The organism is Kordia antarctica (assembly GCF_009901525.1).
In the GTDB taxonomy this organism is placed as follows: Bacteria; Bacteroidota; Bacteroidia; order Flavobacteriales; family Flavobacteriaceae; genus Kordia; species Kordia antarctica.
The window spans coordinates 2834149-2860526 of record NZ_CP019288.1; the positions used below are offsets into that span (position 1 = coordinate 2834149).

A 26378-nucleotide genomic window follows, 5' to 3' on the forward strand; every position below is an offset into this window, starting at 1 on the left:
CATGCGAAAAAATTCAACGCTTCTCATGACGTTTACACGAAATCCTGAACTCGGAAAAGTAAAAACGCGCTTGGCAAAAGGTATTGGCGAAAAAGCTGCTTTAGAAGTTTACATCAAACTTTTAGAACATACCGAAAGCGTACTTCGAAAAATAAAAACAGACAAATGTATTTGGTATTCGGTATCGGTTAGAGAAAATGATCTTTGGAGTGATAAATCGTATCAAAAAAAGAAACAAATTGGTACTGATTTAGGAGAACGAATGTTACATGCATTTCAAGATGCTTTCCAAAACAACTACGAAAAAGTAATTATCATTGGAAGCGATTTATTCGATTTACAACCTAAACACATTGAACAAGCGATTGAAGCTTTAGACACTAACGATGTTGTAATTGGTCCTGCACAAGATGGCGGATACTATTTATTAGGCATGAAAACATTGCACGAAAAAGCGTTTGTACCTAAAAATTGGGGAACTGAAACGGTTTTGGCAGACACGCTAAACGATTTAGACAACCAAACAATTCACTTACTAGAAACATTAAACGATATAGATCACGCAGAAGATTTAGTACCTTACGAAACATTTAAAAAATACCTACATAAAAAGTAGACCTAATAAATTGAAACATTCATGTTAAAACACATCACAGAAACTACAGAATATTTAGTAAATAAAGGATTTGACAAACCAGAAATCGGGATTGTTCTCGGAACTGGTTTAGGAAAACTCATTGATGATATCGAAATCATTGCGGAAGTACATTATAACAATATTCCACATTTTCCATTGGCAACCGTAGAATTCCACACAGGAAAACTCGTTTATGGAATGTTGGCTGGAAAAAAAGTAATTGTCATGCAAGGGCGTTTTCATTTATATGAAGGTTACGATTTTATAGACATTACGTATCCAATTCGCATCATGCACAAATTAGGAATCAAAAATCTTTTGGTTTCAAATGCTGCTGGCGCAATTAATTTAGATTACAAAAAAGGTGACATTATGATTATTGACGATCATATCAACTTACAAGGCGGATCGCCATTAGCATTCAAAGGCGTTAGTCAATTTGGCGAACGTTTTGCAGATATGAGCGCGCCGTATGACGCAGAAATGATTGCAAAAGTGGAAGAAATTGCCGCAGATAAAAATATCAAAATACAAAAAGGAGTCTACGCAAGTGTTGTAGGTCCACAATTGGAAACACGTGCAGAATATAGAATGCTCAAAATAATTGGCGCAGATGCTGTCGGAATGAGTACAGTTCCTGAGGTTATTGTAGCAAATCATTTAAACGTTCCTTGTTTGGCGGTTTCTGTCTTAACAGACGAATGCGATCCTGAGAATTTAGCGCCTGTAAATATTGCCGAAATCATAGAAATTGCAGGACAAACAGAACCAAAAATGATTACACTTTTTAGTGAATTGATTAAAACATTGTAAATTATTTGGGCGTGTCCTCCGAAAAAAATCGGAGGTCGCGCCTTCGCTAGTCGCTTTTGCTCGCGCACTCACAAAGAGCTCCAACAATAGCTCAGTCACTCACGCAAAAAATAGTATTGAGATATTAGTATTGAGAATTGAGAATTGAGAAAATAAAAGTTTAGGAGTTTATAAGTTGAAGAGTTTAATAAAAAAACGAATCAACAAAAAACAAATTAACAAGTAATGAGTTATGAGTTATGAGTTATGAGTTATGAAAAAACAGAATTAAAATCAAGTTGACAAAACAAATCAACAAAAAACAAACAAACAAACAAACAAACAGATCAACAAAAACATGAGTTATTTAGATACTACACATGACGTTTATAAAGAAGCAGCTTTAACACCTGATGTTGGACTTTGCTGTACAACAAATCCAATTTGGGAATTACCAGGTTTAAAGATTCCAAGAATCATGCAGGAAATGAATTATGGTTGCGGAAGCACGGTTCATGCGCGTGATTTAACCAACAATCCGACCATGTTATATGTTGGCGTTGGTGGCGGAATGGAATTGTTGCAATTTGCCTATTTCAATCGTCAAAAAAATGGCGTTATTGGTTTGGATGTCGTAGACGAAATGTTAGAAGCTTCTCGCAAAAATTTTGAAGAAGCAGAAGCGCAAAACGATTGGTTTAAAAGTGAATTTGTCGATCTTAGAAAAGGTGACGCGCTCAACTTACCTGTAGACGATAATAGTATTGATGTTGCAGCGCAAAATTGTTTATTCAATATCTTTAAAACTGAAGATTTAAAAAAGGCTATTGCCGAAATGTATCGTGTGTTAAAACCAAATGGAAAACTTGTAATGAGCGATCCAACGTGTGAACAACCAATGAACGAAACACTTCGTAATGATGATCGTTTACGCGCTTTGTGTTTAAGTGGAAGCTTGCCAATTGCGGAATATGTGAAAATGTTGACAGATGCAGGTTTTGGAACGATTGAAATTCGCGCTCGTAAACCATATCGTATTTTAGATCCGAAAAATTATCCAACAGACGAATTGATTTATATTGAATCTATTGAAGTTGCCGCAATTAAAGATCCAATGCCAGCTGATGGACCTTGTATTTTCACAGGGAAAGCAGCCATTTATTTTGGTGCGGAAAACCATTTTGATGACGAAAAAGGACATATTTTAGTAAAAAATCAGCCAATTGCAATTTGTGACAAAACAGCTGGAGATTTAGCTTCTTTAGGTAGAGACGATGTTTTTATTTCAGATTCTACGTATCATTATGATGGTGGCGGATGTTGTTAGACAGAAAATAGTATTGAGAATTTAGTATTGAGAAATTTTTCAATCATTTAATCTTTCAGTTTATGGAATCTCAAATCGTCACTTCGAGTGATTTTCTGTCACGTTGAGCATTATTGAAATCAAAATATATTTTGATTGAAGATACCTAGCGAAGCTATCGAAATGGATAGAAAATTGTATCGAGAAGTGCTTTCAATTATTTGAAAATTCATAATACTATACAAACACCACATTTCACGCATTGAAATGTGGTGTTTACGTATTGGTTGTTTTTTAAACGTACAAAAGCACTTAGTTTTGTGAAACAAATCAACATACAATGAAAACATTTCTATCTGTATTTTCCTGTTTAATTTTTTCCATGATAATGGTTGGACAAACAGTTTCTATTGAAGAAAAAAAATCACAAATAAAATATTTAGAAAGAGAAGAAGCAGATCAGTATACACTTTCAAAAAAAGGATTTACAGCTGTTTATGAACACAAAAAAACTTATTACAGTATAAACGAACGATTCAAATTGTACCGGAGAAAAATAGTTGCAGATGTAACAAAAAATCAATCTTCAAACAAACCATTAAATCTAGAAAATATTTCTGAAATACGTACTTACGATTTTGACAAATTGCAACATAAAAAATTCACCGCCTACAAAGGTGATTTCAAATATGAGTTGTATCAATTCAATAAAGAATTTTTCATGTTGGAAGTTTTCTATAATTATTCAGAAAATGATATTAAAAAAGACTGGAAGTATTATTCATCAGAATTAGTACCATTCGAATTCATTCAATTAAAAGACAAGAAAAAAATTCTGACACTTATTAGTCATACACATTTGAATTATATCGTTCCAAAAAAAGATACGTTAGAATTAAAAATTTGGACACGTTACCAAGCAAAAGGATTTGTTCCGCTTAACTTTTCCGAAACGCAATCATATACACCAACATACGATAGTAAAAAGCTATATTTAATAAGTAGTCATCTTCATCAACTTGGTAACTATTATCATATTATAACTGAAAAAGGAAAGAAACGTTTGTACAATTATCGTGGAGAAGATGTGTTACAAAAAAGGTATGATTCTATTGTATTGAGCAATTTTATTATTGGTTTCAAAGGAAAAAAGTACGACGTTTACAATCAAACATTCAAAAAGTTAAAGCTTCCAAAATTACAAGCTGTTCATCTTGACAGAAGTAATCGATACAATTTACAAGTCATTCAAAACAATGAATTAAGAAGTATTCCATTATCAAATGATACTTCTGAAAAGTATGTTGTGACAAATCCTACGCCGCCATTTATGCCAACATTAAACATGGAAATAGCGTATAAAATAGAAGATCGCGCTACTGAATATGCATTCATTAGTGAATTTACGCTTGATACTTTAACGATTCCTAAAAACAATATAAAAGATATTTATTTTCTTAAAAATCGAAAGAAAAAAATTGTCACGGATACTGAAATCTATATAATTGCTGAACTTACAAATGGTAATTTTAATTTATTCGATTTTAGAAAACCAAACACAAATTTACTCGTGTCTATGAGTGAAATTGAGCATATTGGCGGTTTCATCCGTTTCAAAAAAGACAACTTATACGGATATTTTAAAATTCACACGAAAGGTCGCTACATAAAACTCGACCATTTTCAAGGATTTTTTGCACGTTTTGAATTGCCCAACGGAAAGAAAGGTTGGCTCGATAGAAACGGAAAAGAATACTTAAATTTGTAGTCTATGGAAAAGTATCTCGAAATCATCAAACAATCATACAATGACTATTGGAATTATTTTCAAGGTCAAGTGTTTTTTCAAAATTGGGAAAACTATTTTTATGGCTTAATTGTGATTTCGTTGCTTGTTTGGGTTTTGGAAATCATCTTTCCTTGGCGGAAAAATCAATCGATCTTTCGAAAAGATTTTTGGTTAGATACATTTTATATGTTCTTCAACTTTTTCATTTTCAACCTCATTATTTTTATTGCACTTTCTAATACAGTCGCCGCTTTTTTTAATGACATTTTAGGAATGATTGGTGTATCAATTCAAAGTTTTCAACTGTTTGATGTAGACAATTTACCAAAATGGCTTGGCTTACTAATTTTCTTTGTCGTTGCAGATTTTGTACAATGGAATACACACAGAATGTTACACAGAGTTAATTTCCTTTGGAACTTCCACAAAGTACATCATTCCGTAAAAGAAATGGGTTTTGCGGCGCATTTACGCTATCATTGGATGGAAACCGTTGTGTACAAATCAATGTTGTACATTCCGATGGCGATTATTGGTGGATTTAGTGTGAATGATGTTGCATTTGTATATTTCTTTACGATTGCTGTCGGACATTTGAATCATGCAAATTTAGGTTGGGATTATGGGATATTGAAGTACGTTTTCAACAACCCGAAAATGCACATTTGGCATCATAGCAAAAAACTTCCTGTAAGGTTTGGCGTCAATTTCGGACTGACTTTAAGTATTTGGGATTATCTATTCAAAACGAATTACATTCCTAAAAACGGACGCGATATTGAACTTGGTTTTACAAATGATGAATCGTTTCCACAAGATTTTTTACAACAAGAAATTTATCCTATCAACTTAAAAAAATAAATAACAAATGAAACACCTATTACTACTTATTGGAGCATTTTTTGTATTTGCATGTTACGCGAATAAAACTGCGGTTAAAGAAAATTCAACTATTAATACTATTGATACTACACAAAAAGAAACTGTGACGGACACTAGCGTATCTGCAACAGCAGAAACAGTTGCTGTCAAACCTAAAACGGTTGTAAATCATGAAGCTTGGACTGCATTATTAAAAAAACATGTGACGAAAACAGGAAAGGTAAATTATCAAGGATTTCGTGAAGATGCTGACCGACTGAAAGCATATATAAAAAGTTTGAGCAAACAAATTCCAACAAAAAGTTGGACAAAAGATGAAAAATTAGCCTATTGGATTAACGCGTATAACGCGATGACAGTTGATTTGATTTTAAAGAATTATCCGCTAGAAAGCATTAAAAATATTGACAATCCTTGGAAACAAGAGTTGTGGACATTAGAAGGAAAAGAATATGATTTGAATACAATAGAACATAAAATTCTTCGCAAAATGAACGAACCAAGAATGCATTTTGCTATTAATTGTGCTTCATTTTCATGTCCGCCATTATTAAATAAGGCGTTTACTGCGGAAAATATGGATGCGCAATTAACACACGTAACCAAAACCTTTTTAGCCGATTCTAAACGAAATACAATAACTCAAAACAAGGTTGAAATTTCAAAAATTTTCAAATGGTTTTCAAGTGATTTCAAAGAAAATGGTTCACTAATAGATTTTTTAAACAAATACAGCGCTGTAAAAATCAGCAAAGATGCTGATGTTGATTACAAAGAGTACGATTGGACTTTGAATGAATAGTACACTTCGACAAACTCAGTGCAACGCTTCGACAAACTCAGTGTAAAATTTCGCAGATTCAACAAATAAAATCATCAAGCAATAATTCACGTATAAAAAGAAATGAAGCCCTATAAAATTTCTATTATTATACCAATTCTCAACGAAGCCGAGAACATTATTTCGCTCTTACAAATCTTGTTGGAACGCATGAAACATGCGCATCATGAAATTTTATTGATCGATGGCGGCAGCACTGATACTACTGTAAAAATTACAACTGATTTTATTTCCAAACTTCACTCACAAAACAATACTTCTCAAAAAAGATGTGTTGACAAACTGTTTGAAACAGAAAATTCTCAAACACACATACAACTCTTTAAATCACCAAAAGGTCGTGCAAAACAAATGAATTTTGGCGCGCAATATGCAACAGGAGAAATCTTGTATTTTTTGCATGCAGATACATTTCCACCAAAACATTTTGACAAATTTATTCTTCAAAAAGTAAAAGAAGGATCTTTAGCAGGTTGTTTTCGTTTAAAATTTGATTATCCACATCCTGTGTTGTTGGTTTCACAGTTTTTCACACGTTTCAATAGAAGTTGGTGTCGCGGTGGCGATCAATCTTTATTTATTCAGAAATCACTTTTTGAAACATTAAACGGTTACGATGAAAGTTATGCAATTTATGAAGATTGTGAATTTATCAATCGTTTGTATGAAAACGATCAATTTACCATCATTCCAAAAAGTGTAAAAACGTCTGCCCGAAAATATCGCGAACAAGGAACTTGGAGGTTACAATATCATTTTGCAGTAATTCATATCAAAAAATCAAAAGGAGCTTCACCAGAACAATTGTATACATATTATAAAAAGCATGTAGCTTCTTAGACTCGCTTCGCTTTTAGATTTGCTTAGACTTTTTTTATAGGCAGTTAATAAAAAAAGTGCTTCTCTATACAATTTTCTATCGAAAATTACTCCAATTGATGTTTCAGTTACCCAAGCCAGCAAGATTAAAAAAACTTTGAATCATTGAATTGAGCGAAGCGAAAAATTGAAACGGCCAAAAAACCTTGAATCATTGAATTTTTGAATCATTGAATTGAGCGAAGCGAAAATCACTCTTCCATTTGCACCAAAATATCTTCTAATTTTTTAACATGAAAGCCATATAATTTATCTGCCCATTTTACAGTAATCCAATAAATAATTACGCCTGAAAGCAAATATCCAAAAATGACAAGTAGTAAAGTCGTCGTTGACATTTTTAGTAAAAACCATTCTGAAAACCAATCCTTTCCACCATTAACTGTTCCCATAAAAATAGTTGCCATCGAAATTGGCAACAATAACGAACCTGCAATAATTCCGGTTTTATACACTTCCATCGTTAATTTTATATCGTGAATAAAGTTTAAAATCGTTTGCTTAGTTTGCTGTCCAACATTGGAATTTCGGCGTAAAAACCAAATCATTTTTGCTAAATATCCAAGTGTCATTAAACTTGTGATAAACATGAAAATGAAGTAAACGGCTCGTGGCAATTCATACATTTTCACCACAAAAGGAAACGAGAAAAATAGCACGATACAAGCTAGTTGCACTATGATTTCGCCTTTCATCGTTTTGCGAATTTGTGCAATTGGCAGCTTGCTTTCCTTTAAGTTTTCTAAACTTATTGGCAACTGAAAACCTTCTTGATTTTCGTCGTCCATAAGTGCTTTTATTTTATCAAAATCCATCTGATTGTTCTTTTATAATTTCTTGTATTTTCTTCTTAGTTCTGTTCAGTTTTACGCGAACATTTACTGGTGACATTCCTAAATTCTTTGCAATTTCTTCTCCAGAAAATCCTTCAATAAATTGAAATATGAGTGCTTTTTCTATTTTATTTAATTGATGTACAGCTTTATAAAAAGTTGCCAATTGTTCTTCTTTTTCATTAGAATAATCTTCCTGTGTTAATTGAACGTGTTCGGGCATTTTATAACTATCTGGTTTCCGCTTTTCTTTCTTAAAAAATACAATTGCCGTATTCAAAGCAACACGATACATCCAACTAGAAAATTGACTTTTCCCATTAAATGATTTCAAAGATTTCCACAACTGCAAAATGATTTCTTGTACCAAATCCTCTCGGTCAATCGCATCTTCAAAATAGATGCGAGAAACCTTATGGATTATGCCTTTATGAGTAGCAATTGCTTTTAGAAATTCTTGTTCGGTTAGTTCCAATGAATACTTATTTTTGACTTCAATTCGACATCTCGAATGTTTATTTACTTTTCGTAGTTTGCCTTTTCTGAAGTATAGAAAAGTTTTTACGTTAAAAATTTTCGAAACCTTGGAGAAAATTTAGTAAAAGCTTTTCGGTTTTAATTTTCCTTTGAAAACTAAAAATACCTGCCAGAAAAAGTGCCTTTTCTTTTGTTTCTGTTTTCTTTGGGCAAGCAAAGAAAATGAAAAACTAACAATACATTGCTTAATTATGTTGAATTATTAAAACCTTTCTACATTCTAATGTACAGGAGTTACTTTATAACCTTGCTTTCGCAACAATTCAATCACGCCATTTTCGCCTGGCAAATGTGCGGCTCCAACAGCAAATAAGTTGGATTGTTTTTGCATCATTTCTGGCATTAGCTTTATCCAATTTGTATTCCGAAAAGTCAACATCCAATATTCAGCATTTTTGTTAAAAAAACGTTCGTCAAGCATACTGTCATATATGCTACTTATTTCTTCATTTTTATAAAATGTTATCATATTTTGAAACAGCGTTTTATATTCCTCGTTTAATTCAATTTGCTGCCATAAAAAGTCTTTCGGATATGCTTTTGCGAAGAAATCCAATTGACCGTTTAAAGTTTCTAATCCTGCGACTCTTTTGTTTTTAGCTTTCGCTAGCATCAACAATTCAGCTTCATACATTTTTTTCGCAGTACAGGGCAAACCTTGCTGAATTAATAATGAGTAAACGGTCATTAAACTGTAATTATCAACCATTTGTAACGATATATTTAGTTCTTTTTGCAATAAATTATCTAAATATGTTTGTCGTTCTTTAGATAGTTTTTCACTCAATTTTCCAGAAGACATCATCTTTTTTTGAGATTCCATTAAAGCTTTTGTATCTGACATATCTACTTCCATAACTAAATTTTCAGTTTCATTAAAAGCTTTAGTTACCTTTTCAGGAATTGAGAAATCATCTTCACACATAATATGAATCGTTCCTAAAAGATAAGATGGTTTTGCTAAGTCTTTGTGTTCAATTTTCCACAATACAGAATTTTCAAGTTTTTGGTCTTGTGCATTTCCGATGAAACTACACATAACAAAAGCGATAAGAATATATAATTTTTTCATGTTTTTTGTTTTTCATAATGCTGAATTTATTTCAGCATCTCATTTACTTATTTCAGGATTATAGTAGATACTATCGATCAATTAATATCTATTTGCTCCGTAAGTATCAACTTTGAAAATATGTTACAAAAAAATGAATACTATTTTTTAAATACTAGAATTACAGTATCTTGAATTTGTTTTTTTATTTCGCAGCAATCACATCAATTTCAATTTTAGCATTCGCTGCCAATCCGCCAACAGCAAAAGTTGTGCGTGCAGGTTTGTTAGGAAAGTATTGCACATACACACTATTAAAGTCCTTAAAATCATTGATATCTGCTAAAATCACAGTACATTTTACGACACGATCAAGTGAAGAATTATGTTGCGCTAAAACCGCTTTTATGTTTTCCAATACTTGTTTGGTTTCTGCTTTAATTCCACCAGAAACCAACACGCCTTTTTTATGATCTTTCCCAATTTGACCCGATAAAAACAATAAATTTTCAGTTTCTACAGCGTCACTAAATGGTGTATTCTGTCGTTCTGCTAAGTGTGAAGCATGAAATGTGATGTCTTTTTTATTGGTTTGACAACTGATTAAAATTAATAGAAATATAAAAGCGGATAGAATTGATTTCATTGTGATGGGTTTTGGGTTTTGGGTTTTGGGTTTTGGGTTTTCAAAATTATAGAATTTCTGTCTTCATTTCGATATTCAAGACAATAAAATTCGTGAATTCGTGGCGAAATATTTCTTGCTGTCATTCCATACTTGTTAAGGAATCTACTTTGAATACGAAAAAATTACTGCTTTACTACAGCTTCAATCAATGTTCGGTTTTCTTAGCATGAGATTCCCACTTTCGTGGGAATTAGAAATACTGACCAATTCCAAAAACAATTCCACTACTTGAATCTTTCGTGATTCCATATCCGTAATCGATTCGAAAAGTGGCGTTAAAGATTCGTTTGTGAATAAAGCGTAAACCAATTCCTGGATAGATTCTGAGGTTTTCACTATTTGCAAAATCACTAAAAGTTCCGCCTGGATTTCGCCAAGTTCCTACATCTATAAACGTGTTTCCTTGTAAAATAAACCACCCTTTTTCATATAATGTGTGACGATATTCTGTGTTCAAAACCATACTTGCAGTTCCACGATCAATGAGATTTCCAACACCTCGAATATTCAAATTATTATCTACTGAAAAAGGCGCAAACGGACTTGCACTGTTAGACGCAACACCAAATCGGAAGCGGTTTGCCCAATTTCCTTTTTCGCCAACGCGCTTGAAATACATAAAATCACTCCAACCAATTAAGAAGTTATCTTGAAAACTATTTTCACTAGTTACATATTGAAAATAGAATGTGTTTTTTATGCCTTCAATGTATTGATACTCGTAGTCTAAATTATTATATTCATAAGCAAACTTAAGTAGAAACTTGTCCAATGCTAAACTTTGCGGAATCTCGTCAGAAGTTAATCCATTAAGGTAATTATACTTTTCAGAGAACACATTTGCACCAAACTGTATGCGGTGTTTAAAGTTAATTTGATACAACAACAACGCTTCAAACGAAGTATTACTGTATTTATAATTTGCCGAACCTTCATCAAAATATAATGGTTCTTCGCTTGTCCAATTCTGATGATTTAGCGCAATTCCAAAATTCCGTGTAAACAAATTTGGCATGCGCAAATTGATTCCGTAAGAGTCAAATCCGTTGTTTTGGTAAAATCCGCCAAAAGCGATATTTCTTCCCAAAAAATTATAATCATACAACCCAACTTTATACGCAACTTGCTCATTTGTAGTTGTCCAAACATTCACATTTGGAATCAACGTGAAGTTTTCTTCTATATTAAAAAATACATTATAGCGATTATCTTCCGAAAGAAATACTTGGTAATTCGCATGCGAAACACCAGCCAAACGTTTCAATAAAACTACATCTTGTTCAAGCTGAAGCGAATCTAAAACATCGCCATTTCGAACGCTTACATATTTTTTTAAGAAACCAACTTTGTTCTTTTTTTGTCCTTGAAATTTTACATCAGCAACCACATCATTTTGTGCAATTCCTTGAAAACATAAACTTAAAAAAAGAATCGTGAAGAATGTTTTCATGTATTTATTGATGTAATTTATAGTTTTCTCGAACTACGTTTTCCGCAGGTTTGTTTTGTGGTGTGAATTGATGATTTTCCAATCCACCCGATTTTTCATAGTGATGAAACCATTTCCAGATGAATCCGCCAGCAAACCAATCTTCTTTCCAAAACTCATTATACATTGCTTGCAAGGCGATTTCTTGTGCTTTTAAATTTAGCACTTTTCCTTTTCTGCTGGAATCCCAAGGTTCTTTTGCGGTATATTCCATACTTCGATAGCCATATTCTGTAAACAGCACTTTTCTGTCTAGCTTTTTTGATAAAGCGATCATTTTATTTTTGTGCAATTGCCAACCTATTTGTAATGTTTCTAATGTTGGTGTTTTTTCTTCGCTTAACGGAAAGTACGCATCAACTCCGATAAAATCTAATTCGCTCCAAAACGGAACTTTGTCAAACGAATCCCAGTTTTCGGCATACGTTAATTTTCCTTTATATACTTTTTTCACCTTCGTGATGAGTTCCTTCCAGAATGCTGGTCGTGCAGCTACAAACTTGTGCAATTCAGTTCCGATACAATACATTTCTGCATTGATTTCGGCAGCCAAATGTGCATATTCTAAGATGAAACTTTCATACGAAGTTTCAAACTGTTTCCAAGTTTCTTCGGATTCCATAGCAATGAAACCCGTAAATTCACCATTCCAAACCCAAATTTGCGGTTTTATCATGATTTTAATGTTGTTCTTCTGCAACAACTCCGCATATTGCTTCGCTCCTTTTCTCGTTTCGCCAAACCATTGTCTGTCCGTATTATGAATAACTTCTGGAGCCGTTAATTGCTTCATAAATCCGAAAGGCATAATCGCGGCGTAATTTGCGTTGACTTTTACAACAGGATTCACATGTGTTTGATCAATCTCGTTTGGAGCCGCTACAAAACTGACGCCATTTATTTTTTTAGTCTGACTTGTGCATGAAAATTGCAACAAGCCAAAAAATATACATAAAAGTCTAAATTTCATCCGTGCTTTTTTTTAGACTTCTAATGTACTATTTTAATTAAAAAATTGCTCTTAATCCTATGCTAAAAGTTTGTCCTAAACCTTGAAAACTGTTTCCTCTGACAAATTTATCAAAAGATGCTTCTAGGTTTAAAACATCGTTTAGTTGGTATTTACTTCCAATTCCCACGGAAGTGGAATTTTGAGAAAAATTATTCCCTAAATCAATCAAAAATGCTTGTTTCGTATTTAGATAAACCATTGATTTCTGCGTTGGAAAGTAACTTAAAAATACACCAAGTGGCAAAAACAAACTGTTGTTTGCAAAACGTTCGCCTACATTAGAATCCACATCTGCTTCTTCTCTTTTTTCTCCAAAGTTGAATCCGAAATCAGCTTGTGTAAATACTTGCCATTTATCTTGTCCGAATGTTTTATCGTAGAAGAATTTAGTCTCCCAAAACACACTTCTTTTGTCTAAATAAGGAGCATTTGCTTTGTCTTTAAAAATCGGTAAATAGATAGAACTCGTAAATGAAAAGTTTGAAATATTTTTGAAAGGTTGCACTCTAATTGAAGGCGCAATCGTTGTTAATCCGCTTCTTGCCGAGTTATTATCTTCAAATTTAAAAACGTCTAAAGCGCCTGCGCCACCAAAAGTATTGGAGCGAACTTGAAAGATAAATCCAATGTTGATTCTTCTATTTTTACTAATTCCTGTGTAAATCTCAGTTGTGTTTGTAAAAAATGTTTCTCGTGGAATATCAACAGAAGTACTTCCTGCATTTGTACGTTCAGTTTGTGTGTAAATACTATTGAAAAATTTAATATCCCATTGTCCTTTTTTCAATAATTTGGAAGGTGTATATTCTTGAATATTACTCTTTTCATCTGTGGTTTCATCGTCTGAATCTTGTGCAAAAGAGACGCTAGTAAATAGTAATGTAAGTGCAATTGCAAATAGGTTTTTGGTTTTCATGTTGGTTTGTTTGTTTGTGTATTTGTTTTTTGTTCGAAGTATTCTCAAAACGTCTTTGCGAGAGTTTTGAAAAAACTTGCGGCAATCTGTTTCTCGATAAACAGATTATTTCGTCGTCTTTTCCACATAATAACGGTTTATTTCATAATCATGTTTAAGTCCAGAAAAAGTAAAGGAACTTACAATTTTGCAAGGATATTTTTCATCTCAAGCGTAAAACAAATTATAGCTTTTTGAAAATCCTTACAAAACACTTTTAATTTATACTTATTCTAAATCCGCTGTCTCAATATAAGTTCTTAACTTTAATCACGACAGAACCTCTGACACAAACCAATTCTTGCACAAGCGGGAAATCTTAAAAATCAATCGCATTCTTATGGAACATATTGTAATTATAGGTAATGGAATTTCTGGCGTTACGGCAGCCAGACATATTCGAAAACTTTCCGATAAAAGAATTACTATCGTATCTGCTGAAACGGATTATTTTTTCTCGCGCACAGCGTTAATGTACGTGTACATGGGACATATGAAGTTTGAACATACGCAACCTTATGAAAATTGGTTTTGGGAAAAGAATCGCATCGAACTGAAAAAAGGCTTTGTAAAACAAGTAAAAGATGCTTCTAAAGAACTCGTTTTTGCAAGTGGAGAAACCATGAAATATGACAAACTTATTATCGCGACAGGATCTAAACCGAACAAATTTGGTTGGGCTGGACAAGATTTGGATGGCGTTATGGGAATGTATCACAAACAAGATTTAGAGAATTTAGAGAAATATGCGCCAAATAAAGAAGTTTGTAAACGTGCTGTAATTGTTGGCGGCGGATTGATTGGAATTGAACTCGCAGAAATGCTTCAAAGTAGAGATATTCCAGTCACTTTTTTAGTTCGAGAAGATAGTTTTTGGAGTGGCGTTTTGCCTGCGGAAGAATCGGAAATGATTAACCGACATATTAAGGAACATCATATTGATTTACGCTTAGGCGTTAATTTACAAGAAATAAAATCTGACGAAAGTGGAAAAGTGAAATCCATTATTATCAAAGAAACTGGCGAAGAAATTCCGTGTACAGTTGTCGGATTAACGGCTGGAGTTACTCCAAATATAGATTTCCTAAAAGATTCAAATATTGAACTCGGTCGTGGCGTAAAAGTGAATCGTCGCCTGGAAACGAACGTGAAAGATATTTACGCAATTGGCGATTGTGCCGAACAACATGAAGCAATTGACCAACGCAGACCAATTGAAGCGGTTTGGTATACAGGTAGAATGATGGGCGAAACCTTAGCGCAAACATTGTGTGGAAACCCTAGAGATTATAATCCTGGACATTGGTTCAATTCTGCGAAGTTTCTAGATATTGAATATCAAACGTACGGTTGGGTTTGGGCGCAACCAAAGGAAAATGAAGCGCGTTTTTATTGGGAACATAAAGGCGGAAAAAAATGTATTCATATCAATTATGATAAAAATACCAACGAATTTATAGGAATTAATACGTTCGGAATTCGCATGCGTCACATCAGTTTTGACAAGTGGTTGAATGAAAAACGTTCCGTTGAATACGTTTTGGAACATTTAGCAAATGCTAATTTTGATCCTGAATTTTACAAATTGCACGAAAAAGAAATTGTGGCAAAATTCAATCAAGAAAATAACACCAACATTCAACTCAAAAAGAAAAGCTGGAAACGTATTTTTAGTCACTAATCACCTCATTTTAAAAACCATACTATGAAATTCATTCGAATTGCAGGACTCTATATATTCATCGGATCGGTGTTGTTGTTTATCGCAACCTTATTCATGGGAAATTACACGTTATCACAAACTTCTATTGAAAAAACGTTTGACGGAAAAGATGCTAAAGTAACCGAAACGTTTATCGCTGTTGCGAAAGAAAACGGCGTGTTGGACAAAACATATAACGATCAATTTTCGTTTATAAATGATGTAAAAGGATTATTTGACAAACACAACGAAAAAATTACGCAAGCTGTTGCTGAAGAAAAAGGAATTACGTCTACTCAAACAAAGAAAATTATTAATGATGCCACTCAAGGTGGAAGTGTCTCGTATACAAAAGATGTTTTAGAGAAAAATTTAGCAGAAGCAGAAGTTACATCTCTTGACAAAGCTACAAATTGGATGTACAGTCCGAAGAAAACGTACGATTCTGCGGAAGCATTTCAAAAGGATTTAAAAACTAAGATTTCAGAAATTAATAAAAATAAAGCTAAAGATTTTTTATTGTACGATAATAAATATGCACGATTCAACATTACAGAACGTGCCGCAACAGGAATCATTGCAGACAACAAAGCACTCTTTTTATTCCTAACTTTTGGTTTGGGAATTATTGGTTCGTTAATGTTTATCATTTCAAGATTATTCTTAAAGCCAATTCCTGGAATTAAAAACAACGGAATTTACTTAAACAATGCTACAAATCGTGGTTGGGTTGGAATTGTAGTTTTCGGATTCTTAGTATCGTTTTACGTATTATTATATTTTCATCCATACATTATTTCAAATTGGACAAATATTCTCGATCCCGTAAAAAGTATTTTCATTGAAAACGGCTCGGCTTCGCAATGGTTTTTATATGGAATTTTATACACGGTTTCTATGACTGTGATGGGAATTCGGATGTTTATCAAATATCGACACAATCAATATCAAGTTGTGCGAACGGCGAGTGTATTATTTTTCCAAATTATATTTGCGTTTCTTTTAGTAGAGATTTTACCATTATTCGATTTACCAGGTGTCGATTTAAAAAACGCTTGGCCATTAGATTATAATTTCTTGACAGATTGGAATGTGAAAAACTACTTAGATTCAGGTCATTTAGGAAAGTTCATGTTCTTTTGGGGCTTTATTCTTTCTATCGTTGTCGTACCATTGTTAGTTTATATTTACGGAAAACGTTGGTATTGCTCGTGGGTTTGTGGTTGTGGTGGATTAGCGGAAACGCTTGGAGATCCGTATCGTCAATTATCTGACAAGCGTTTGATTGCTTGGAAAATAGAACGTTGGTTGTTGTATCCAATTTTAATTTTTGCCATTGTCATGACTGTTGTTGTCGGTTACAATACTTATAATATTGTTGTAACTCCAGAACTTGCAAACGATCATACTTTTTTAGGAATCAACGCGTATGCAATTAATGAATGGTATGGTTTCTTTATCGGATCTATCTTTGCTGGCGTAATCGGAACCGGATTTTACCCACTTCTAGGAAATAGAACTTGGTGTCGTTTTGGTTGTCCGTTAGCCGCTTACATGGGACTTATTCAACGTTTTAAATCTAAGTTTAGAATTACCACAAATGGCGGACAATGTATTTCATGTGGAAATTGTTCTACGTATTGCGAACAAGGAATTGACGTTCGCGCATATGCACAGAAAGGACAAAATATTGTGCGTGCTTCTTGTGTTGGTTGCGGCGTTTGTAGCGCAGTTTGCCCAAGAGGAGTTTTAAAATTAGAAAACGGAAATGATGATGGCGCAACGCGTCACGAAGTTCCTGAAGTAATTTTAGGAAACGATATGGATTTGTTTGAAATGCTTGAAGAGAGTAAGAAGTAAGCTGGTTGCTGGTTGCTGGTTATTTATTGTTGAAAAAAACTCATTTCTAATTAATTTTAAATGCTAAATTTTGAATGTTGAATTAAAAAGCTCAAATTGTCAATTCAAAATTCAACATAAAAGCCAAAGGCTAAAAAAGCAAACAGCCAAAAGCAAACAGCCAAAAGCAAACAGCCAAGAGCAAACAGCCAAGAGCCAAGAAGCCAAGAGTCAAACAAAAATATATGATCATTAAAGTCATCATTCCTGCATATAATGAAGCGGATTCTATTGCAAATGTTATTCAGGAAATCCCCAAAAATGTTAGTGAAATTATTGTGGTAAGCAATAATTCAACCGACAACACAGAAATTAACGCAAAAGCGGCTGGCGCAACCGTTTTGAAAGAATCACAAAGAGGTTATGGATATGCTTGTTTAAAAGGAATGGAATACATTTTTAATCAAAATGAAAAGCCCGATATTTTAGTGTTTTTGGATGGCGATTATTCAGATTATCCAGAAGAATTGACAAAAATAGTCGCGCCAATTATTGAAGATAATATTGATTTTGTCATTGGTGCACGCGTGAAATCGTTGCGAGAAAATGGTTCTATGACGCCGCAACAAGTATTTGGAAATTGGCTCGCAACGTTTTTAATGAAGTTGTTTTTTGGTGCAAAATTTACCGATTTAGGACCTTTTAGAGCCATTAAATATGACAAGCTTCTGAACTTAAACATGGAAGATAAAACCTATGGTTGGACCGTGGAAATGCAGCTCAAAGCATTGAAACAGAAACTCTCGTATGTAGAAGTTCCTGTGAAATATAAAAAGAGAATTGGCGTCTCAAAAGTTTCTGGAACCGTAAAAGGTTCTATATTTGCTGGCGTGAAAATTTTAGGTTGGATTTTTAAATATAGTTTTAAGTAGATGGAGTTTGATGCAGAATTTTTTAAGCTAGCGTTGTCGTTTTTCATAATGGCAATATATTCTATTGCGCTTATACTTATCTTACTATATAGCTTGGCGCAATTGAACTTGCTAGTCAATTATTTGAGAGCAAAAAAGAATGTAGATACTTCTCCGCGTTTTGATTTAAACAAGTCAAACGAAGTTCCGTATGTAACAATTCAGCTTCCTGTGTACAACGAATTGTACGTCATGGAACGCTTGTTGGACAATATTGCTGAGATCGATTATCCAACAGAAAAACTAGAAATTCAAGTCTTAGATGATTCTACGGACGAATCTGTGATTTCTACTGCAGCACAAATTAAAAGATTACAAGCAAAAGGACTTGATATTACACATATTTGCCGAAAAGATAGAACGGGTTTTAAAGCTGGCGCGCTAAAAGATGGTTTGGTAGCAGCAAAAGGAGATTTTATCGCCATTTTTGATGCAGATTTTCTTCCGAAAGAAGATTGGTTGAAACAAACAATTCCATATTTTAAAGATAAAAAAATCGGCGTTGTACAAACACGTTGGGGACATATTAACCGCGATTATTCGTTGTTAACAAAGATTCAGGCATTCGCGCTTGACGCACATTTTACGTTGGAACAAGTTGGACGAAATTCCCAAGGACATTTTATCAACTTTAACGGAACCGCAGGAATTTGGCGCAAAACCTGCATTATTGACGCTGGAAATTGGGAAGGCGATACACTCACAGAAGATTTAGATTTGAGTTACCGCGCGCAGTTGAAAAACTGGAAATTCAAGTATTTAGAAGATGTAGAAACGCCTGCCGAATTGCCCGTAGTTATTAGCGCGGCACGTACGCAACAATTCCGCTGGAATAAAGGTGGCGCGGAGAATTTTAGAAAAATGTTTAAGCGTGTTATTTTCTCTAAAAACATATCATTAAAAACAAAAATTCACGGAGTTTTACACTTACTCAACAGTACTATGTTTTTAAATGTTTTGATTGTTGGCGTGTTAAGTATTCCGATGTTGTACATAAAAAACACATACGGACATTTAGAAATTTACTTTACAGTTTCAAGTTTTTTCATCATTAGTACGATCATATTTTTTGTATGTTTTTGGTTTCCGTTCAAACGTGTACAAGGCGGCGGATTTATGAATTTTGTAGATTATATCAAGATGTTTTTTACCTTTTTCTCTGTCGCGATGGGATTTTCAGTACACAATTCTATTGCTGTTATGGAAGGACATTTAGGGAAAAAAAGTGAATTTGTACGAACGCCAAAATTCAACATAAAAACACTAAAAGATTCTTGGAAAAACAATAAATATATCAAAAAGAATGTGTCAGGAAATACAATTATTGAAGCTATTTTAATGGTATATTTCTTATTCGGAATGTACAGCGCATATCCGTTAAATGACTTCGGATTGTTTCCGTTTCACTTAATGTTATTCTTAGGTTTTGCCTTTGTATTTTTTAACTCTATTCGTTCAAAAGCGTGATCGCTTCCGCGATAAAATATCATAAATTCTCTATCATACTTGTGTTCATTAGCGCCTTTGTATATTACTACATTGGGTATCCGTTGGTGCGAACTGATGTCACAATTTTAATCACATTATATAGTGTCGTTTTTTTAAGTTTTTTCGGATTGATCCGATTAGAAAAGCAACACTTTTTTACCCTTGCGGGAATTGCCATCGTTTTCCGATTGGTCTTTTTGGGAAGCATTCCGAACTTATCACAAGATTTTTACCGCTTTATTTGGGACGGAAGAATGCTGGTAGAAGGCTGGAATCCGTATTTATATTTACCAAACGATTTGATGGCTTCTGGAACTGCGCCAATTGCGGAAGCGCAGGAATTATTCAACGGAATGGGCGATTTGAGTGCGTCGCATTATACCAATTATCCGCCAATAAATCAGTTGTGTTTCGCTTTCGCTGGATTTTTCTCTGGGAACAATATTTTAGGTTCTGTGGTAATTTTGCGAATTTTAATCATTCTCGCAGATATTGGAACGTTGTATTTCGGCAAGAAACTACTTGAAAATTTAGGTTTACCTATCAAAAATATTTGGTTGTATATCTTGAATCCTTTCATTATTATTGAACTCACAGGAAATTTACATTTTGAAGGCGTGATGATTTTCTTTTTCATTTGGAGTTTGTATTTGCTACAAAAAGGATCTTGGAAATGGACAGCTGTATTGTTAGCTTTTTCTGTTTCTGTGAAGTTAATTCCGTTGTTGTTTTTGCCACTGTTTTTTCAATGGTTTGCCAAACACAAAGTATCTGAAATCAGCAAAATTACGTTTCAAACCGTTTGGAAAGGAATCCTAAAATTAATTGCTTTTTACAGTATTGTTATTGCAACAATTATCATTTTATTTTTACCATTTCTCTCTGAACAATTCATTTCAAATTATAAAGAAACTGTCGGATTATGGTTTCAGAATTTTGAATTCAACGCAAGTATTTATTATATCGCACGTTGGATTGGCTTCAAAATTGTCGGTTGGAATATGATTAAAGATATTGGGAAAATTACACCAATAATTGTATTAATTTTTGTCACAGGAATAAGTCTTTTTAGAAATAATAAAGATTTCCAAAAAATGATTTCAGCATTATTATTTGGACTTTCGTTTTACTTTTTTACAACCACAACAATGCATCCTTGGTATTTGGCAACGTTATTAATTTTGAGTGTTTTTACCAATTACCGATTTACCGTCGTTTGGTCATTCATGATTATTTTTAGTTACACAGCATATCGGAATGAAAGTTATGCCGAAAACTTAGGTTTTGTTGCCTTGGAATATGTTGTTGTGTATGGATTTTTGATCTATGAAATCTTCAAACAATACACAAAAAAACCTGGTATTCAGACTTCTTAACGGCAATTTTCAGATGACTTTCTTCATTAAATAGTCAAAAAAAACCACATTTTTTCAGTATTTTTATAGTTAGAACCAATTTATTATACCATTATGAAATCATTACGACTGTTACCAATCGCGTTATTATTACTTTTTAGCACCTCCATATTTGCTCAATCTAGCGGCGCACCGAGAGAGTTTGAAAGTACTTCTCAGATATACGATCATCTTCGAAAATTATTAAACACAAAAGAAAAAGAGCCTTATAAAATTGATTGGGATAATGTAAAAGGAAGTCCGTATTTATATGAAAATTATAAAATGGCGCAATTTTATATCGGCGATAAATCGTATGGAACTATTATGATGCGTTTAAATACGTATTCAAATGAAGTTGAATTGTTACCGCACGACGGACAAGAAATGGAAGCGTTGATGAAAGTTGATGGTTCTAGAGTTGTGTTTGAAGGAAAAACGTTAGAATTGTTTACCTATAAAGACGAAGAAGGATTTGAAAAGAAAGCCTATTTTTTAGTGTTAAACGATGAAAAAAACGTGCAGTTATTGTTGAGAAAGAAGTGTAAATTTTCTCCAAATGAAAAAGCTCCAACAAGGAATCAGGCAGATAGAGCTGCAAAATTTACACAATATGATTATTATTATATTGTAAAAAATGGCGAACCAATTTTAGTTGAAACTAAGAAAAAAGCTGTTGTAAAGTTATTTCCTGAGAAAGAAAGCGAAATTAAAAAGTATATCAAATCAGAAAAATTAAAGCTGAAAAAAGAAAAAGATTTCGCAAAATTGATTGATTATGTTGCGACTTTATAGGAGGAATCTTTCTGAAATATCTTCTTGATCTAAAATTTCGTTGTTTCTAAGTTTAATTTGCACCTTTTGATCAATAGGATTTATAAATGTCTCATATCCGTAACGGCAATTTTTATACCTATATTTAAAAGCATAAAGACCAGCGATAAAACCATCTTTCGTCGCTGTTTGATATACATAATTTGAGCAAGATTGCTTAAAAATGCATTTTCGCCTTTTTGATTTTGGTATAATTAGCCAATAAGATTTTATTATAAATAGTAGAAAATACTTCATTATTTATTAAATACAATCATTTGTCGAGTCGTTGTATATCCTGGTTTTGCTCCTAATCCAAAACAACCTGCTTCAGGATGCACAACAGTAGTTACACTTTCTAAACTAATATATTTCCAACCTTGATCGGAATAGTTTTTAATAATATTTTCCAATTGATTTGAAACATGATTTGATGATTCTTGACTTACATTTACTGTTGGCACGAACGGCACTACTTTATATTCCATTATTTTTTGTTTTATATTCAAACTTATTCATAATAAAAACTAGTTCTTTACGGTTTTCCGTATGTGCAGTTAAATTCATAAAACATTCCTCCATTTTTGGAGTTTAAATCACATACAGTAAGTTTGGTGAAATTGTTCTATTATGAATGTTAACGCTGTATAGAAACCGATTTAGTATAAGAGAAAGTTCTCTATGTTTATTAAATAAGTCCTAAATCTTTTGCATTGGCAATTAAGTGAATTGCATTATTTGCTTTAAAATAGATTTTCAATTTACTCAATCGTTTTTCAATAGAGCTCAGGCTATTTGGCGAAATGCTACGGCCTTTTAAGTCTGCTGCAATTTCATCTTGGTTCATTCCTCTGGAAAGCAATTTGAGCAAACTGATATCGTAATCATCGATTTCCATATCTTTTTTAGCACTCAATGCATTTTTCACCTTTGTAGAAAGATGTTTTTTACCATTGGAAACTGTTTTTATGGCTTTTATTAATTCTTTTAAACTCTTGCGACCTTTACATACATACGCGTCAATATCGTATTCATTGAAGAGTCTGCGCACGCATTGTAATTTATCTTCCACAGAATACACAATTACTTTTAGGTCTGGTTGTTCTTTCTTCAACTTGATGAGCAACTCTTCTCCGGAAGCTAATTTTTGTTTCCTATAATCTTTTACAAAAGACAAATCTGTAATGAGTAATTCATACGGTTCTTCATCTTTTCGTGCTCTTTTTGCTTTCAAATCTGCATCATCGCAATATTGAGCTCTATCAATCGTCGGGATTTCCAATTCGGAAAGTGCTGTGAGGACACCTGTGTTGATGTCGTCCATATCTTCGGCTATTAAAACTTTAGTAAACATAGGCTATATATCATACTGGAACATTAATATTAAACTTACACCCATTGTGAAGTTCTGTATCAAAAGTAAGTTTTCCTTTAATTGCATGAATACGGTTTTCCGCATTTTGTAAACCATTTTTTGAAATTTCTTCGTCAAAGCCTTTCCCATTATCTGTATATTGAATGAATAACTCTTTGTTCTTTTTTTCAACGGAAACCATTACCAATGCGGCATTGCTGTGTTTTTTTGTATTGGTTAATAGTTCTTGCAAAACTCTATAAATTGTTATTTTTATATGAGAAGAAATTCCTTTCCAAATATCAATATCATACTTTTTTAATATTACATTTACTTCTTCAGATTGATAACTTCTGAACAAATTACTCAATTCTTCAGGGAAATTTTTGCCTGTTTCCACACTGCTATTTTGCTTTGAAATATCTCTTGCATTGTTATAAATAATGTCTAATTTATCTAAAACATTATCTTTATCTGGATCTGAAGTTTCCAATCTTGACATCAAATTATGAATATCATTGGCGAGTTCGTCGTGTACTTTTGTAGCAATTCGGACTTCGGTAGCTTGTGCCGTTTTTATTTTTTCAACTTTGTGACGACGTTTTATTTTTTGGTAGATGAAGAAAGTAACGACTAATAAAATTAGTAGTATGAGTAGTAAAATTAAATTTTGGTTGCGAGCCTGAGCTGCATTTTTATCAGAAATAATTTTAGCTTTATCAGAAGCTATTCTTTTCTTTTCAGAGGTATCTAAATCAAATCGTTCATTCGCATATAAATAACTCAAATTTTCTTTGTTTACTTCTATCTGCTTTCTGATTTTTACATAATTAGTGAAATCTCCATCTTCATGTTTTATATGAATTTTCACTTCTAATGCTTCAAAAACAGATGTTGGGTTTCCTGTCTTTTTTGCATTTTTTAAAGCTTCAATAGCATATTTCAATGATTTACTTTCGTTAATTTCACTATAAAGTTGAGCCAACTTGAGTTGTACAGAAAATAATGCAGATGTTTTTTTTATCGAAAAAAAATAAGAAAGTGCATTTTGCAACAATGAATCCGATTTTTTATTAAAACCATTTTTAAGAAATAGTGTGTGGGCTAAATTAGCGTTGACACGTTTAGTTTCTAGCGTATCATTTTTTTCATCAACTAATAGCTCTTCATAAATAATAATAGCCTTATCATATTGCTCTAACTCTTTAAAAATGTTTGCTTTCGTATTCTTAAATTTTCTGATATTGAGTATTCCAATCTTGCTTCTAGATGCTGAATCTTTTGCCATTGCCAATGCTTGATTTAAACGCTGTTCAGCAATTTTTAATCTTCCTGTTTCTTTAGAAGCAACAGCTAATGCATAATAAAGTCCACTCAAAGACTTCAAATTATTAGTAGATTCTAAATATTGTAATCCGTCTAAAGCTGACAATTGACTAGCACCTAAATTCCCTATCTTTTTTTGAAGATTAGCTATATTCAATAAAAGCTTTCCTGCATTTATGGTATCATTAATTTCTAAATATAATTTTTTTGATGTCGAGTATTTCTCAAAAGCTTCCTCATATTCTTCGTTATTGTAGAGAATGGTTCCCTGAATTTGTTTTGCAGAAGCCATCCAAAGTGTATCATTCCTCATTTCTGACATATCATACCATTTTTGAAGATACTTAGCTGTAAAATCTTTATTCCCTACTTTTTTATAGTTTTGATATTGCATAAAATATCCATATTGTACATAAGAAGAGTCTTTCAATCGAACTGCTATTTCCAGTGCTTTACCTTGACATACTATTGCGCTGTCATAGACACCTCTATTTCTTAGATCAGCTATCTTATTTTTCAAATTAGTAATTTCTGGATTCCTTATTTCCTTATGTTTTACAACAGATTCACAAGCACTTAGTACTAATAAAAGTATCGTAAACAAAAAGAAGGATGTCACTGGTAGTAGTTTCATCCTCCTAAAATAGTAAAAATATGATTATAATTAAAGATTAATCTCCAGTAGGTAGTACTACATCAGGCACAACTTCTCCATCATCGCCTTCAGTTGCTAGCTGTTCAAATTGTATTTCTTCTTCTGCTATTGAGTTCGGTGTACAAGAAAATATTGCCCCATTGAGGAAAACCGTAAGTATTATTAAGATAAATTTTTTCATTTTGTTTAGAATTTAAAATTGGACATAGGTGTTGCTGTCCGAGAAATACTCAGGTGTTTATTGCAGCAACACAGTGAAATAGAAAAGGCGCCGTTTTCTAGTGTTTTCAGGAAGTGTGAGATAATTGCAGGTAGTTTGACTACTTCCAAAAAAGCCATCCTATTGCTTCTTATCTCAAGAATCAACCAAGTTTAAATGCAGAGATCAAATTGATTTAAGCCTCAGTTATGAAATGTTTCTGAAGCAAATTAAGGGAAGAATCACGGGAATGAACGGAAAGTTTAAGGAAGGATTTAGGAAAGTTATTTCCATAAAATTTCCCTGTTTTTATATAAAATTCTATTGGTGTTTTGGCAATGAGAAGAGAAACCTAAAACTATAAGTAATGCATAAAGATTTAGTATTAAATGCTTTTAAAAAAGCGAGAAGAGAAGTAAAAGAAGCAACTGGAGTCAACATGTCTGTCACTGGGCTTTCGAAACAAATTTCAGATTATATGATGGAAGAATGCCGTTTTCAGTATCATGAAAAAAGCTTACGAAATAAATACAATATTGCAGTTAAAGATGAACTGATAGAACTCAAAAGTTCGGTAGCAAACTGCCTTTGTTGTTATCTTGGCTATGAGAATTATGCCGAATTCATTCTCAAAAACAATCGTCAAGAAGCTGATATAAAAACCGTTGAAAAAGTGTTTGTTACAGATAAAATAAAGGAAGATTTTAGAGTTAAGAAAGAACCATCAATGGGAGAAAAATTAAAGATTATCATCAACAAAAATAAAGTTACGCTGATTTTTTTACTCGTTATTTTTATTGATGTTTTTCAGATTGTAAATGATTAATAACCAACACCGAACGGTTTGGAATTATAACTATTATGTAGAAGTTATATTGAGTGTAGAAAAGTATGGAAGTGAAGAATTAGAGTTCTTCACCAATTTTCCTTGCATACAAAAGTGATA

The 26378-nt window shown here is 32.9% G+C and carries 26 protein-coding genes; 14 read left to right on the forward strand and 12 right to left on the reverse strand.

From position 1 onward, the window contains the following. Position 1 precedes the first annotated feature (1 nt). From IMCC3317_RS11765 to IMCC3317_RS11795, 7 genes are all read left to right on the forward strand, one after another. On the forward strand, positions 2–616 hold the full coding sequence (locus IMCC3317_RS11765; RefSeq protein ID WP_160129689.1) for a TIGR04282 family arsenosugar biosynthesis glycosyltransferase: 615 nt from the start codon (positions 2–4) through the stop codon (positions 614–616). A gap of 21 nt (positions 617–637) precedes the next feature. Further along, on the forward strand, positions 638–1450 hold the full coding sequence (locus tag IMCC3317_RS11770) for a purine-nucleoside phosphorylase (RefSeq protein ID WP_160129690.1): 813 nt from the start codon (positions 638–640) through the stop codon (positions 1448–1450). A 337-nt stretch (positions 1451–1787) separates the two neighbouring features. Further along, positions 1788–2756 (forward strand): arsenosugar biosynthesis arsenite methyltransferase ArsM, encoded by a 969-nt coding sequence (gene arsM / locus IMCC3317_RS11775; protein ID WP_160129691.1) that lies wholly within the window; start codon positions 1788–1790, stop codon positions 2754–2756. Between the two features lie 319 nt (positions 2757–3075). After that, positions 3076–4503, forward strand: coding sequence for a hypothetical protein (locus tag IMCC3317_RS11780; RefSeq protein WP_160129692.1), 1428 nt, complete (start codon positions 3076–3078; stop codon positions 4501–4503). Between the two features lie 3 nt (positions 4504–4506). Next, positions 4507–5385 (forward strand): sterol desaturase family protein, encoded by an 879-nt coding sequence (locus IMCC3317_RS11785; RefSeq protein WP_160129693.1) that lies wholly within the window; start codon positions 4507–4509, stop codon positions 5383–5385. 7 nt (positions 5386–5392) lie between these two features. Next, the gene (locus IMCC3317_RS11790) at positions 5393–6208 is read left to right on the forward strand and encodes a DUF547 domain-containing protein (protein WP_160129694.1); all 816 of its coding nucleotides are present in this window, start codon (positions 5393–5395) and stop codon (positions 6206–6208) included. Between the two features lie 102 nt (positions 6209–6310). Then, the gene (locus tag IMCC3317_RS11795) at positions 6311–7087 is read left to right on the forward strand and encodes a TIGR04283 family arsenosugar biosynthesis glycosyltransferase (RefSeq protein WP_160129695.1); all 777 of its coding nucleotides are present in this window, start codon (positions 6311–6313) and stop codon (positions 7085–7087) included. A 230-nt stretch (positions 7088–7317) separates the two neighbouring features. Here IMCC3317_RS11795 and IMCC3317_RS11800 read toward each other — a convergent pair whose 3' ends face one another. The 7 genes from IMCC3317_RS11800 to IMCC3317_RS11830 all read right to left on the reverse strand — a co-directional run bounded on the left by IMCC3317_RS11800 (position 7318) and on the right by IMCC3317_RS11830 (position 13652). Continuing rightward, a complete protein-coding gene (locus IMCC3317_RS11800) occupies positions 7318–7941 on the reverse strand; it encodes a hypothetical protein (RefSeq protein ID WP_160129696.1) in 624 nt (207 codons plus the stop codon). Next, positions 7931–8434: an RNA polymerase sigma factor gene (locus IMCC3317_RS11805; RefSeq protein ID WP_160129697.1), complete on the reverse strand. Its 504-nt coding sequence runs from the start codon at positions 8432–8434 to the stop codon at positions 7931–7933. Before IMCC3317_RS11805 ends, IMCC3317_RS11800 begins: the two co-directional genes overlap by 11 nt. 282 nt (positions 8435–8716) lie before the next feature. Then, complete coding sequence (locus IMCC3317_RS11810; RefSeq protein WP_160129698.1) at positions 8717–9568, reverse strand: TraB/GumN family protein; 852 nt, start codon at positions 9566–9568, stop codon at positions 8717–8719. 184 nt (positions 9569–9752) lie between these two features. Then, positions 9753–10193: a RidA family protein gene (locus IMCC3317_RS11815; RefSeq protein ID WP_160129699.1), complete on the reverse strand. Its 441-nt coding sequence runs from the start codon at positions 10191–10193 to the stop codon at positions 9753–9755. Between the two features lie 232 nt (positions 10194–10425). Continuing rightward, the gene (locus IMCC3317_RS11820; RefSeq protein WP_160129700.1) at positions 10426–11685 is read right to left on the reverse strand and encodes a BamA/TamA family outer membrane protein; all 1260 of its coding nucleotides are present in this window, start codon (positions 11683–11685) and stop codon (positions 10426–10428) included. A 4-nt stretch (positions 11686–11689) separates the two neighbouring features. Continuing rightward, the gene (locus IMCC3317_RS11825) at positions 11690–12694 is read right to left on the reverse strand and encodes a glycoside hydrolase family 113 (protein WP_160129701.1); all 1005 of its coding nucleotides are present in this window, start codon (positions 12692–12694) and stop codon (positions 11690–11692) included. Positions 12695–12731: 37 nt separating this feature from the next. Further along, the gene (locus IMCC3317_RS11830) at positions 12732–13652 is read right to left on the reverse strand and encodes a hypothetical protein (RefSeq protein WP_160129702.1); all 921 of its coding nucleotides are present in this window, start codon (positions 13650–13652) and stop codon (positions 12732–12734) included. 379 nt (positions 13653–14031) lie between these two features. Here IMCC3317_RS11830 and IMCC3317_RS11835 point away from each other — a divergent pair, with 379 nt between their 5' ends. From IMCC3317_RS11835 to IMCC3317_RS11860, 6 genes are all read left to right on the forward strand, one after another. Continuing rightward, positions 14032–15372 (forward strand): NAD(P)/FAD-dependent oxidoreductase, encoded by a 1341-nt coding sequence (locus IMCC3317_RS11835; protein ID WP_160129703.1) that lies wholly within the window; start codon positions 14032–14034, stop codon positions 15370–15372. A gap of 24 nt (positions 15373–15396) precedes the next feature. Beyond that, positions 15397–17253, forward strand: a complete 1857-nt coding sequence (locus tag IMCC3317_RS11840) for a 4Fe-4S binding protein (RefSeq protein ID WP_160129704.1) — start codon at positions 15397–15399, stop codon at positions 17251–17253. A gap of 224 nt (positions 17254–17477) precedes the next feature. Next, positions 17478–18164 (forward strand): glycosyltransferase family 2 protein, encoded by a 687-nt coding sequence (locus tag IMCC3317_RS11845; protein WP_160129705.1) that lies wholly within the window; start codon positions 17478–17480, stop codon positions 18162–18164. Then, positions 18165–19670, forward strand: a complete 1506-nt coding sequence (locus tag IMCC3317_RS11850) for a cellulose synthase family protein (RefSeq protein WP_160129706.1) — start codon at positions 18165–18167, stop codon at positions 19668–19670. A gap of 41 nt (positions 19671–19711) precedes the next feature. Further along, positions 19712–21067, forward strand: a complete 1356-nt coding sequence (locus IMCC3317_RS11855; protein WP_228054784.1) for a mannosyltransferase — start codon at positions 19712–19714, stop codon at positions 21065–21067. Positions 21068–21160: 93 nt separating this feature from the next. Then, positions 21161–21880, forward strand: a complete 720-nt coding sequence (locus tag IMCC3317_RS11860) for a hypothetical protein (RefSeq protein ID WP_160129708.1) — start codon at positions 21161–21163, stop codon at positions 21878–21880. Here the strand turns inward: IMCC3317_RS11860 and yidD are convergent. The 5 genes from yidD to IMCC3317_RS11885 all read right to left on the reverse strand — a co-directional run bounded on the left by yidD (position 21875) and on the right by IMCC3317_RS11885 (position 25414). Beyond that, positions 21875–22156, reverse strand: a complete 282-nt coding sequence (yidD, locus tag IMCC3317_RS11865) for a membrane protein insertion efficiency factor YidD (RefSeq protein WP_160129709.1) — start codon at positions 22154–22156, stop codon at positions 21875–21877. The genes IMCC3317_RS11860 and yidD overlap by 6 nt on opposite strands. Then, entirely contained in the window at positions 22156–22386 is a 231-nt protein-coding gene (locus tag IMCC3317_RS11870; RefSeq protein ID WP_160129710.1) for a hypothetical protein, read from the reverse strand. Before IMCC3317_RS11870 ends, yidD begins: the two co-directional genes overlap by 1 nt. Before the next feature lie 200 nt (positions 22387–22586). Continuing rightward, positions 22587–23252, reverse strand: a complete 666-nt coding sequence (locus IMCC3317_RS11875) for a DNA-binding response regulator (protein WP_160129711.1) — start codon at positions 23250–23252, stop codon at positions 22587–22589. Positions 23253–23262: 10 nt separating this feature from the next. Further along, complete coding sequence (locus IMCC3317_RS11880; RefSeq protein ID WP_160129712.1) at positions 23263–25098, reverse strand: ATP-binding protein; 1836 nt, start codon at positions 25096–25098, stop codon at positions 23263–23265. 151 nt (positions 25099–25249) lie between these two features. Beyond that, complete coding sequence (locus tag IMCC3317_RS11885; RefSeq protein WP_160129713.1) at positions 25250–25414, reverse strand: hypothetical protein; 165 nt, start codon at positions 25412–25414, stop codon at positions 25250–25252. Positions 25415–25799: 385 nt separating this feature from the next. Between IMCC3317_RS11885 and IMCC3317_RS11890 the strand changes: the two genes are divergently transcribed. After that, positions 25800–26258: a hypothetical protein gene (locus IMCC3317_RS11890; RefSeq protein WP_160129714.1), complete on the forward strand. Its 459-nt coding sequence runs from the start codon at positions 25800–25802 to the stop codon at positions 26256–26258. Positions 26259–26378: the final 120 nt, after the last annotated feature.

Excerpts from the sequence above, each read along its gene's own strand:
- IMCC3317_RS11860 (WP_160129708.1), top strand. The coding sequence starts at position 21,161 with ATGAAATCATTACGACTGTTACCAATCGCGTTATTATTACTTTTTAGC.
- IMCC3317_RS11885 (WP_160129713.1), bottom strand. The coding sequence starts at position 25,414 with ATGAAAAAATTTATCTTAATAATACTTACGGTTTTCCTCAATGGGGCA.
- IMCC3317_RS11875 (WP_160129711.1), bottom strand. The coding sequence starts at position 23,252 with ATGTTTACTAAAGTTTTAATAGCCGAAGATATGGACGACATCAACACA.
- IMCC3317_RS11835 (WP_160129703.1), top strand. The coding sequence starts at position 14,032 with ATGGAACATATTGTAATTATAGGTAATGGAATTTCTGGCGTTACGGCA.
- IMCC3317_RS11830 (WP_160129702.1), bottom strand. The coding sequence starts at position 13,652 with ATGAAAACCAAAAACCTATTTGCAATTGCACTTACATTACTATTTACT.
- arsM (WP_160129691.1), top strand. The coding sequence starts at position 1,788 with ATGAGTTATTTAGATACTACACATGACGTTTATAAAGAAGCAGCTTTA.
- IMCC3317_RS11795 (WP_160129695.1), top strand. The coding sequence starts at position 6,311 with ATGAAGCCCTATAAAATTTCTATTATTATACCAATTCTCAACGAAGCC.
- IMCC3317_RS11765 (WP_160129689.1), top strand. The coding sequence starts at position 2 with ATGCGAAAAAATTCAACGCTTCTCATGACGTTTACACGAAATCCTGAA.
- yidD (WP_160129709.1), bottom strand. The coding sequence starts at position 22,156 with ATGAAGTATTTTCTACTATTTATAATAAAATCTTATTGGCTAATTATA.
- IMCC3317_RS11800 (WP_160129696.1), bottom strand. The coding sequence starts at position 7,941 with ATGGATTTTGATAAAATAAAAGCACTTATGGACGACGAAAATCAAGAA.
- IMCC3317_RS11825 (WP_160129701.1), bottom strand. The coding sequence starts at position 12,694 with ATGAAATTTAGACTTTTATGTATATTTTTTGGCTTGTTGCAATTTTCA.
- IMCC3317_RS11890 (WP_160129714.1), top strand. The coding sequence starts at position 25,800 with ATGCATAAAGATTTAGTATTAAATGCTTTTAAAAAAGCGAGAAGAGAA.
- IMCC3317_RS11850 (WP_160129706.1), top strand. The coding sequence starts at position 18,165 with ATGGAGTTTGATGCAGAATTTTTTAAGCTAGCGTTGTCGTTTTTCATA.
- IMCC3317_RS11845 (WP_160129705.1), top strand. The coding sequence starts at position 17,478 with ATGATCATTAAAGTCATCATTCCTGCATATAATGAAGCGGATTCTATT.
- IMCC3317_RS11840 (WP_160129704.1), top strand. The coding sequence starts at position 15,397 with ATGAAATTCATTCGAATTGCAGGACTCTATATATTCATCGGATCGGTG.
- IMCC3317_RS11815 (WP_160129699.1), bottom strand. The coding sequence starts at position 10,193 with ATGAAATCAATTCTATCCGCTTTTATATTTCTATTAATTTTAATCAGT.
- IMCC3317_RS11780 (WP_160129692.1), top strand. The coding sequence starts at position 3,076 with ATGAAAACATTTCTATCTGTATTTTCCTGTTTAATTTTTTCCATGATA.
- IMCC3317_RS11810 (WP_160129698.1), bottom strand. The coding sequence starts at position 9,568 with ATGAAAAAATTATATATTCTTATCGCTTTTGTTATGTGTAGTTTCATC.
- IMCC3317_RS11785 (WP_160129693.1), top strand. The coding sequence starts at position 4,507 with ATGGAAAAGTATCTCGAAATCATCAAACAATCATACAATGACTATTGG.
- IMCC3317_RS11770 (WP_160129690.1), top strand. The coding sequence starts at position 638 with ATGTTAAAACACATCACAGAAACTACAGAATATTTAGTAAATAAAGGA.
- IMCC3317_RS11790 (WP_160129694.1), top strand. The coding sequence starts at position 5,393 with ATGAAACACCTATTACTACTTATTGGAGCATTTTTTGTATTTGCATGT.
- IMCC3317_RS11820 (WP_160129700.1), bottom strand. The coding sequence starts at position 11,685 with ATGAAAACATTCTTCACGATTCTTTTTTTAAGTTTATGTTTTCAAGGA.
- IMCC3317_RS11870 (WP_160129710.1), bottom strand. The coding sequence starts at position 22,386 with ATGGAATATAAAGTAGTGCCGTTCGTGCCAACAGTAAATGTAAGTCAA.